Source organism: Streptococcus suis, from assembly GCF_002960445.1.
Taxonomy (GTDB): domain Bacteria; phylum Bacillota; class Bacilli; order Lactobacillales; family Streptococcaceae; genus Streptococcus; species Streptococcus hyiners.
In genome coordinates, this window is record NZ_POJD01000100.1 from 1 (window position 1) to 312 (window position 312).

Annotated in this window: 1 protein-coding gene; it reads left to right on the forward strand. The window is 39.7% G+C overall.

Translation table 11 applies throughout. The features are described from left to right. A partial coding sequence (locus C1G53_RS01885; protein ID WP_153046640.1) for an endo-beta-N-acetylglucosaminidase occupies positions 1 to 312 on the forward strand: 312 nt, incomplete at both ends.

Sequence of the window (312 nt, forward strand, 5' to 3'; positions counted from 1 at the left end):
AACGATTTTCTACAATTGGTCCAGTAGTATTGAAGATCAAGAGAAGTTTGTATCTTCTATGAGACAGGATCCTGATGGAAGTTTTCCTGTTGCTCGTAAGTTGGTAGATATGGCTAAATACTACGGTTTCGATGGTTATTTCATAAATCAAGAGACTACAGGAGGCTTGGTTCAACCACTAGGGGAAACAATGAGAAACTTCATGCTCTATACCAAGGAATATGCAGAATCGATTGGTTATCCGATAACGTATTCTTGGTATGATGCCATGACCTACGAATATGGTCGCTATCACGAAGATGGTTTGGGTGA